This is a genomic window from Streptomyces sp. NPDC043812, from assembly GCF_056436245.1.
The window spans coordinates 90,910-99,746 of sequence record NZ_JBWKCY010000029.1 but is presented as its reverse complement, the minus strand read 5'-3'; the positions used below and the strand labels follow the sequence as shown (position 1 = coordinate 99,746).

The following is an 8,837-nucleotide window of genomic DNA, read 5'->3' as shown; positions in this document are numbered from 1 at the left end:
CCGGTCCGACAACCGCTCACCCGACGACTTCACCTGTCCAGGCCTTGGCACACCACATCCAACGACCAACACCAGCCAAAGTCACCGGTATTGGGCCTAGGGCCAGTCTGAACAAACACCGCGTGGTTCCGCGGAGCCAGAGGATCGAACAGGCCAGCCACTGAACCTCTTTCGGCCCCTGCTGCAGGGGGAAATGAGCTGATCAGCAGGGATGCTGACGAGGCAGGGCCGGCCTCTGGTACGTGTGATCGCCTGATCAACTGTCGCCGGTTCCCCGAGGAACCCGGCCAACTGGTGACCGACTGTGGTCGCCGGCGGCGTATCGACTCCGGGCCCCACCGGTCTCGTTGCGGAGCCGGTGGTGGTCTTGTCGTGGTGGCCGAGAGCGTCCGCGACGGGCACGGGGCGGGAGAACGGCTGCGAACGGCGGGTGTTAACTTCCTTCCCGTGGTGGAGCACCAGGATGAGACCAGGGCGGCCTACGACGGGATCGTCGAGCTGTATGCGTCGATGTTCGCTGATCGGCTGGAGACGCAGCCGTTCACGCGGGCCATGGTCGGCACCTTCGCCGAGTTGGTGCGCGGGACGGGGAACCCGCGGGCGGCCGACGTCGGCTGCGGGCCCGGACATCTGACGGCCATGCTGCACGACCTGGGGCTGGATGCCTTCGGGCTCGACCTCTCCCCGGCCATGGTCGACCACGCCCGACGGGCCCATCCGGCGCTGCAGTTCGACGAGGCGCGGATGGAGGCCCTGCCTGTCGAGGACGGCGCGCTCGGCGGCCTGCTGGCCCACTACTCGATGATCCACACCCCTCCTGGGGAGCTACCCGCGCTGCTCGCCGAGCAGGCGCGTGTCCTGGCACCAGGTGGCCTGCTCCTGGTCTCGTTCTTCGCGACCGACGGGCCCGAGCCGGTCCGCTTCGACCACAAGGTGACGCCCGCCTACAGCTGGCCGGCGGACCGGTTCGCCGAGCTGCTGGCCGGGGCCGGGCTCGTCACGTTCGCCCGGCTGCTCCACGACCCGGCCTCGGAGCGGGGCTTCCTCGACGCCCACTTGCTGGCCCGCCTCTGCTAGAGCATGGCCGGCTGCGGCGGGAACTCCGACTTCGTTCAGGAGCTCGGATGTTGTCGAGGTTCGCGATGTGTTCCAGCAGCAGGTCGGCGACGGGTGCGGGAACGGGCGAGGCCGGTTCCCCGAGCCGTAGCAGCACGGTGTCGCCGTCGCGGATGATGTCGTCGACGCCGAGCCGGACGATGCGGCTCACGGGCTGGGCGTAGAGGAGCACGATGACTCCGGCGAGCCCGGCGAAGACGTGGAAGACGAGCCGGCCGCCGGGGGTGGTGGTGTCCAGGCGCTCGTGCAGCGAGCAGAGGCCGATCTCGCGGCGCCGCAGTTCGCGCCAGGTGGCGCCTTCTTGCGCAACCCGAGCCAGCGAGCACCGCTAGATGCTGTGGGAGCCGTCGCGCAGAGCGTCGAAACAGTCGGACCGAGCGCTGTCGGCCTGCTGCGGCAGGTCGTGACCGGCCTGGTCGGTCCGGGGGAGGTTGAGAGGGCGCGCATCGTTGCGCTGCCATCGGTGACGAGCGCGGGCAACCTGGAAGTTTCTTCGGGTGCCGGGGCATTGAGGGACGTGACCGGGGCAGGCGGGCCGGTGAGGGCTCCTGTCGCGCTTCCCCCGGTGCGGCAGGAGCCCTCGATGTGTTCGCACGTGCATGCGAGGTGAAACCTGGTGTGCGAAGAAACGTACAGAACGGCTGTTACCAAGATCGGCTCGAGCGTTCGGGTGGCGCGCCGGGTGGCGCGACCGGGTGTGCGCCGGAGCACGCAAGGGCTTTCTGTTGATCCTTCAACGGGTGGGTGTAGCGGTCAGTGAATGTCAGGGCCACGCCCGTCGCATATGCGTGTTCTGTGCAGGCGACAGTTACGGAAATGTCAGCACTCGGTAACCGGCCCCGGTTGTCCCGCCACCGGCTTCACGGAAGCTCCACAGTTTGGTTCCTCGGTCCACACGGACCGGGAACCCGCACCGCCACCACCTGCCTGTATCGGCCGGTGGGGCACCGTTCTTGAGGAGACATCACCTATGTCCGCTTCTTCGACCGCCCGCCGTATCGCGGCGACCGTCCTCGCCGCCGGCGCCGTCGTCACCGTCGTCGCTGTGCCGGCCTCCGCGCACGACGGCGACCGCCACCGCCAGCAGCCGCGGGTCGAGATCAGCCGCGTGCAGGCGGACAGCCCCGGACGCGACAACGGCTCCAACCGCTCGCTGAACGCCGAGTGGGTCGAGGTCACCAACAACAGCCGCCGCTCGGTGAATCTGGACGGCTGGACGCTGCGCAACAGCGACGGCGACCGCTACCGCTTCAACAACGTCCGCCTCGCCGGCCGCGCCACGGTCCGCATCCACACCGGACACGGCCGCGACTCTCGTGCCGACCTGTTCCAGGACCGCAGCCGCTACGTGTGGGACAACCGCTCCGACAAGTCGACGCTGCGCGACGACCACGGCCGCACCGTCGACACCAAGTCCTGGGGCCGCCACCACCGTCACTGATCCAGTCGGCAGGTGAGCCGGGGCGTCCGCCCGTCCATGGCGGACGCCCCCAGCTCGCCGGCAGGACGCTGAGCGTGTGTGCTGGGCAGCCTGACCTGCCCGGCGCACACCCGCACCGCCACCTGTCACACCGGCCGTCCGGCAGCAGAACACACCGTGAAGCCGAATGTCCGGGACAAGAAATTTGAAACCGCAACCAGCAACTCGTTCCGTCTGTAGGCTTCTGCCGCTCATCAGCACTATTGAGGGGGGACCTCACCATGCGCACCACCCATGCCGCCATAGCCGCTGCCCTCGCGGCCGGCACACTCGCAGCCTTGACCGCGGGCCCGGCTCAGGCCGCCGAATACTCCTCAGCGCTCAAGGTCGCCGGCGTCCAGTACGACGCACCGGGCCGGGACTCCAACAGCTGCTCCACCGGCAACACCCGCCACGAGTACCTGACGATCAAGAACTACTCGTCCTCGGCGACCGTCAACCTCAAGGGCTATGTCGTCAAGGACGCCGTCGGCAACCGGTTCACCTTCACCGCCAACCACTACCTGCAGCCCGGCGATTATGTGAAGCTCCGGGGCGGCAACGGCACCGACTCCGATGGCGGCAACGTCGTCTACCGCGACAACTGCAACTTCATCTGGAACAACGACCGCGACACCATCAACCTCTACAAGCCCACGGGCAGCCGCGCCGACGTCCACTCCTACACCAAGAGCGCGAACGACCGCGACGGCAACGGTTACGTCACCTTCCACTGACCCACGCCGCCACCGGCATGCGGCCGCTCGAGCCCGGGACACAAAGCGCCGGGCTCGATCGGCCTGCGCCATCGAGCGATCGTGCGGAAGTCCATGACGCCTGCGGAACGTCACGCGTCGCCTGGTCGGTCGCTGTTCGTCGATCAGCCATGTCGTGACCCGATCTGTCTGCTGGCGCACCAGGCTCCGGGCGTGTGCGGGCCCGAGGACCAGCACAGGAAACCGGGGGTATCACTGCATTGGCGACGAGCAGGCGTGAAAAGAGATGGTTCGGTGGCTTGGCCGTCCTGGGTGGGGTGTTGCTTCTGCTCCTGCTGAGGTCGTGTGGTGATGACTGTGACGACAAGGAGTCGGCGCCGGACGTGACGGTCACTGCGACCGTCACAACCACTCCGAGTCCAGCGGGGAGCCAGATCGGGGAGATGGTCGCTACCGCACGGGAGCGCATTCGGCGGATGGGGCTGAGCGTTGGCGTCCACGACGCCAGCGACAAGGACGAGACGCCCGCCGGCGACTGGACGGTGTGCTTCGAGAAGGCAACGCTGAGCAGGGTCGACTTCGCCGCCGTGCCGCATGCGGCGCCGTGTCCGAAGGGGGACGGCAAGCGCATCCCCTGGCCCGAGATGCTCGACGTGAAGGGCATCACCTACGCAGCAGCGGTGGAGAAGCTGGCGGGCCGGGCGGGCGACGTCGTGATCGTGGCCGCGTACGAGGACGAGAGCGCCTACGACACGAACAACGAGAACGGTGGATACGCAACGTGGAGAGTGTGCTTCCAAAGCGTCGAGGCCGGCACTGCTCTGGTGGCCGAACCGGAGATCCTCCTGCATGGCGTGGAGAACGGGGACGGCTGCCCGTCGGCCAGAGGGCTCTACAAGGACCCCGCCGCTGACCCTGACTACGTTTCCCCTGACCCGGGCCCCACAGCCGACTCCGACGCTGGAGTATCAGAAGACGACGACAGCGGCAGTGGGGGAGGCGGAAGCAGTGACGAGGACTACCACCCGGGCGACAAAGGCGGATGCCCACCCGGCGGCTGCTACAACCCCTGCCCGCCCGGCTGCCAGTAGGGTCGGTGGGAGCGCGCCAGGAGCACGGTCTCCGTCCGCCCCGACACCGCAGGGCAGCCAGTACGCGCGTCGCGACGGAACCTGCGTCTACTGCACACCGGGCTGGAACTCGATGCGCACATCGTCGGCTTCCCGAATGACAAAGACGTGGTCGGTCTTTGCCCTCCACCCGATGGGCACGGCGTAGTACCGCCCCTGGCGTGCCGAGATGATCCGAAGGCCCGTGTAGCGGTGGCGAAGGTGGACGTCCTCGCCGAGGTATTCGTATCGGAGTCTCGTTGCTGGTGCTGTGAGGCCAAGTGGCTGCGCGCTGTAGACCACCAGACCGGTGCGCGTGATCACATCACGGGCGTCGCTCCTGGCATTCTGCGCGCCCAGCTGGCCGGCGGCCAGGGTGACCGCCCATAGCAGGAACACTCCGGCGGCGAAGATCGACACAACTGTGTCCCGCAGGCCTCTCCGGCGATCCACGTCAGATTTCCGTGCTTCACCGAGCAGCAGGCCGACGGCGATGAGAAACGGGCCCGTCCAGCGATACGGGAGCAGCAACTGCCATTGCCACCACATGATGAGCAGGAGCAAGCCTGCCGCCACGACGACCAAGTAGTAGCGGGCCAGGGCCGACATGCACAGCGACGTGGCGCGCACCAACCCGCCGGGTAGTCCTTGGCGCGGCCGGCGCCCGCTGAGGCCAACCGCGATGAGCAGCACGACGGCGCACACGAGGACCGGGAAGGTCATCAGATGCAGGCTCTGCAGGACGAATTCAGCAAAGCCGAAGCCCAGAGAGAAGGGGGACAGGTGGAAGTAGCCGTAGTACGCGGTCGTATAGATGACGCCGACGTAGAACATCAAGGCGGCGATGAACGACGCCTGCGCGATCACGACATTGACCAGCGCGGTCGGCGACGCCCGGTCCGGGCCAGTTTGCTTGGCCGGCCGGGTCGGGCGAGGGTCCGTTTCGCTCACGTGCCGTCCGGCGTGGGCTCTTCAGGCGTGCGGTTCCCCGGGGACGGCGGGCAACCAGGAGCACCAGGGCAATCGGGGTAGTCCGACTCCGGCGGAGCGATGCCGGGTTCCTGCTTCTCAGACGGTCCTGTGCCCTTCGGAACAGCTGGAGGCCGAGAGATCGGCTCGCCGCCATAGGAAGGTGAGCTGTCGGACGGCGAGGGTGTGGGGCTCGGGGCTGCTGTCGCAGAGTTCGGCGACGACGGGGTGGGGCTCAGGGCTGATGTCGCAGGGCTCGGCGACGACGGGGTGGGGGAGGAGTCGTCCCCATCGCCGCCCCCTGCCGAACCACACGATGCGACAAGCCCGAGACACGCCGCGAACACGCCGATACGGGTCACCCAACCGAGGCCATGCCTCATACGCGCTCTCCGTGTCCTTTGGTGCGATAAGAGCGGAGCGTAACGCTGTTTCTGCTGCTCACTGAGGGTCCCACGGCAGCAGTGGCGCCTCACCGCTCGATCGGAGCAGCGCGGAACGCGCCGCCGGCAGCAGCAGGCCGATGCACCAGGTGGTCAGGCGCCTCGACCGACAGGAGGGCTCGTGCCTCCGCGTCCTGGAGAATCCCGACGACAAGCGTCTGCTGCCTGATGGAACAACGTACAAGCAGCACGGCGACCGGTACGAGTTGACGGCTGTGATCGCCGAGAAGTGCGCTGCGCCCGTACCGGTCAGGCAGTCTTCGCGCTGCGAAACGAGCGCCGGTAGCTGTCAGGTGGGACCCCGACGATCCGTTTGAACTGGCGCCGAAGTGTCGTGGCGGTACCCATGCCGGTGGCGAGGGCAACCGCCTCGATGCTCTCGTCGGTGGCCTCCAGCAGCTCCTGGGCGCGGCGTACGCGCTGGGTCAGGAGCCACTGAATCGGTGTCTGCCCGATCACTGATCGGAACTGCCGTCCGAGATTGCGCGGACTCGTATGCGCCCTCCGTGCCATGTCGGTCACCGTCAACGGCTGGTCCAGCCGTTGCTGGACCCAGGCGAGCAGGTCGGCAAGCACGTGGTCGCCCGAGACCTGTATCGGCGTAGCCACGAACTGGGCCTGACCGCCGGGCCGATGTGGCGGCATGACGAGGCGACGGGCGACGGAGTTGGCGATGGTGGCGCCGTGGTCGAGGTGGATCAGGTGCAGGCAGAGATCCACGGCGGCGGCCTTGCCCGCGGCCGTGAGCACGCTGCCGTTGTCCGTGTACAGCACGTCCGGGTCGACCACGGCCCGCGGATGACGTGCACTCAGTTCCGCGGCATGAGCCCAGTGGGTCGTGGCCCGCCGACCGTCCAGCAGGCCCGCGGCGCCGAGCACGAACGCTCCGGTGCACAGGGAGGCAACCCGGGCACCCGATTCGTGGGCCGCACGCACGGCTTCGATCAGCTCCGCCGACGGCGGATCGTCGATGTCGGCGCACGCCGGCACGATCACGGTGTCGGCGCCGACCAAGCCCTCCAGCCCGTGGTCAGGCTCGACCATGAACGGGCCGACCTGCACCGGGCCGGGCCCGCAGAGCAGTACGTCGTACCAGCCCGCCGTGGCTTCGCGCGGGGGATTGCCGAAGATCTCGTAAGCCACCGCCAGCTCGAAGTGCAGCAGGTGACCGGCGGTCAGCAGCGCGACAGTGGGCATGTCCGAAAGTGTACGGGTGATGTCGTTCCGGACCATCACCGTCGGGTCGCGCCCGCGGCGAGACTGGGCTCATCAGCACTTCGAGATGGGGAACTGTGAGTACAGCGGCTGCAGTAGTGGTCTACGGGGCGACAGGGCACACCGGTCGTTTCATCGTCGCCGAACTACGAAGGCGTGGCTTCGCCACTGTCATCTCCGGCCGTGACGCAGCTCAGTTGGGGGTGCTGGCCGCCGAGTGGGGAGATGTGGTGGTGCGGCCGGCCACCTTGGATGACGCGAGCTCGTTGGATCGAGCCCTCGCCGGAGCGGCGGCTGTCATCAACTGCGCCGGACCGTTCGCGGTGACGGCAGGCCCGGTCGTCGAGGCAGCCTTGCGCGCGGGGATCCCGTACGTCGACGTCGCGGCAGAGATCGAAGCGAATGTTTCGATGTTCGCCGACTATGCGGAAGCAGCACGCAAGACAGACACACCCGTGGTGCCGGCGATGGCGTTCTACGGTGGACTGGGTGACCTGTTGGTGACCGCGGCGATGGGGGAGTGGACTGCTGCGGACATGGTGCATGTCGCGTACGGCTTGAGCAGTTGGCATCCCACGGCGGGCACTCGGGTGGCGGGTCAGGTGTCCCATCAGCGTCGCGCGGGCCGTCGGGTGCGGTTCACGGACGGCGCGCTGGAATACCACAACGACAAGGCGTCAGAGCAGGACTGGCTCTTTCCGGAGCCTCTGGGCCGACGAGCGGTGATCGCGGAGTTCACCATGGCCGATGTCGTCACCGTTCCCAGCCACTTGGCCGTGCCTGAAGTCCGCACCTACATGACGGTCGAAGCCGCGAGGGACTTGGCCAAGGAGGACACGCCGGCGCCGGAGCCGGTCGACGCACTGGGGCGGTCGAACCAGACTTTCGTCGTCGACGTCCTGGTCCAAGCAGGTGGCGTCGAGCGACCCGCCACAGCCCGTGGCCAGGACATCTACGCGGTCACCGCACCACTGGTGGTGGAGGCTGTCCAGCGAATCCTGGCCGGGCACACGCGCACAACGGGCGTGGCCTCGGCCGGTGCAATGTTCGACGCAGCGGACTTCCTCCGGGCGCTGACCCCACACGTGTCGGTTGAGCTTCCGCACTGACCGGTCACGCGCTTGTGCCGCTGTCCCGGCACCACGAGTATTTGATCTTGGGGTCGATTCGACGCAGTCGTCCAGCCATGGGGGCCTGGTGCCGAATGCAGCCTCAACGCCGCGCGTGGCGGATCTTCAACCGTCCGAACCCCATGGTCCCGGAGATCCGGATCCTCGGCCCGCCGGAGTGGGGGTGCCGCCGGGCCTTGTAGTGCGTGTCCTTCCACCCGGTGTGCAGGTCTTCGAGGTCGACCGTCGCATCGCGAGGGACCGTGATCTTGGCATTGCCGGTGCCGAGTTGCAACTCGATGTCGACCACCGGATGGTCGATGACCGCCCGGGACAGGTCCAGGTGCACCCTTCCGAATGCGGACTCGACCTTGAGGATCCGAGGTACCCGCCATGCGCCGCGCCGCTGGATCCGTCCGCTGTGGGCGGCGATCGTGGACGGGGGGCCCGCATTCTCTGCCGGGAGCGAGGCCACAGTCGACACGAGCTCGTCGGCGGTCTTGGCGGTGAGCGCCTGGTGGAGGCCTTCGTCCATCTCCTCGTGCGAGATGTGCCCTGCGGCGTACGCCTCCTGAAGTCGCTGCACGGCCGTGTCGCGGTCGTCTTCGCTGATCAGTGACAACGGGTCTTCCGGCAGAAAGGTCACCGCCTCACTCTAGGGCCGTACCGGCGAGGCGAAAACATCAAAGTCCGTAGCGGGT

Annotated in this window: 8 protein-coding genes; 5 read left to right on the top strand and 3 right to left on the bottom strand. The window is 67.8% G+C overall.

Going from position 1 to position 8,837, the window contains the following annotated elements; all coding sequences use genetic code 11:
- Window positions 1–447 precede the first annotated feature (447 nt).
- From AC067Z_RS32440 to AC067Z_RS32425, 4 genes are all read left to right on the top strand, one after another.
- A complete protein-coding gene (locus AC067Z_RS32440) occupies window positions 448–1,077 on the top strand; it encodes a class I SAM-dependent methyltransferase (protein ID WP_478793221.1) in 630 nt (209 codons plus the stop codon).
- 1,009 nt (window positions 1,078–2,086) lie between these two features.
- A complete protein-coding gene (locus AC067Z_RS32435; RefSeq protein ID WP_478793220.1) occupies window positions 2,087–2,557 on the top strand; it encodes a lamin tail domain-containing protein in 471 nt (156 codons plus the stop codon).
- Between the two features lie 260 nt (window positions 2,558–2,817).
- Complete coding sequence (locus AC067Z_RS32430; RefSeq protein WP_478793219.1) at window positions 2,818–3,312, top strand: lamin tail domain-containing protein; 495 nt, start codon at window positions 2,818–2,820, stop codon at window positions 3,310–3,312.
- Window positions 3,313–3,590: 278 nt separating this feature from the next.
- Window positions 3,591–4,382, top strand: coding sequence for a hypothetical protein (locus tag AC067Z_RS32425; protein ID WP_478793218.1), 792 nt, complete (start codon window positions 3,591–3,593; stop codon window positions 4,380–4,382).
- 87 nt (window positions 4,383–4,469) lie between these two features.
- On the opposite strand, the gene AC067Z_RS32420 is transcribed toward AC067Z_RS32425, so the two are convergent.
- Both AC067Z_RS32420 and AC067Z_RS32415 read right to left on the bottom strand, forming a co-directional pair.
- Window positions 4,470–5,351, bottom strand: coding sequence for a hypothetical protein (locus AC067Z_RS32420; RefSeq protein WP_478793217.1), 882 nt, complete (start codon window positions 5,349–5,351; stop codon window positions 4,470–4,472).
- Between the two features lie 710 nt (window positions 5,352–6,061).
- Window positions 6,062–7,009: a helix-turn-helix domain-containing protein gene (locus AC067Z_RS32415; RefSeq protein WP_478793216.1), complete on the bottom strand. Its 948-nt coding sequence runs from the start codon at window positions 7,007–7,009 to the stop codon at window positions 6,062–6,064.
- Window positions 7,010–7,104: 95 nt separating this feature from the next.
- Here AC067Z_RS32415 and AC067Z_RS32410 point away from each other — a divergent pair, with 95 nt between their 5' ends.
- Window positions 7,105–8,136: a saccharopine dehydrogenase family protein gene (locus tag AC067Z_RS32410; RefSeq protein WP_478793215.1), complete on the top strand. Its 1,032-nt coding sequence runs from the start codon at window positions 7,105–7,107 to the stop codon at window positions 8,134–8,136.
- Window positions 8,137–8,239: 103 nt separating this feature from the next.
- Here AC067Z_RS32410 and AC067Z_RS32405 read toward each other — a convergent pair whose 3' ends face one another.
- Window positions 8,240–8,782: a DUF1707 SHOCT-like domain-containing protein gene (locus AC067Z_RS32405; RefSeq protein ID WP_478793214.1), complete on the bottom strand. Its 543-nt coding sequence runs from the start codon at window positions 8,780–8,782 to the stop codon at window positions 8,240–8,242.
- Window positions 8,783–8,837 lie beyond the last annotated feature (55 nt).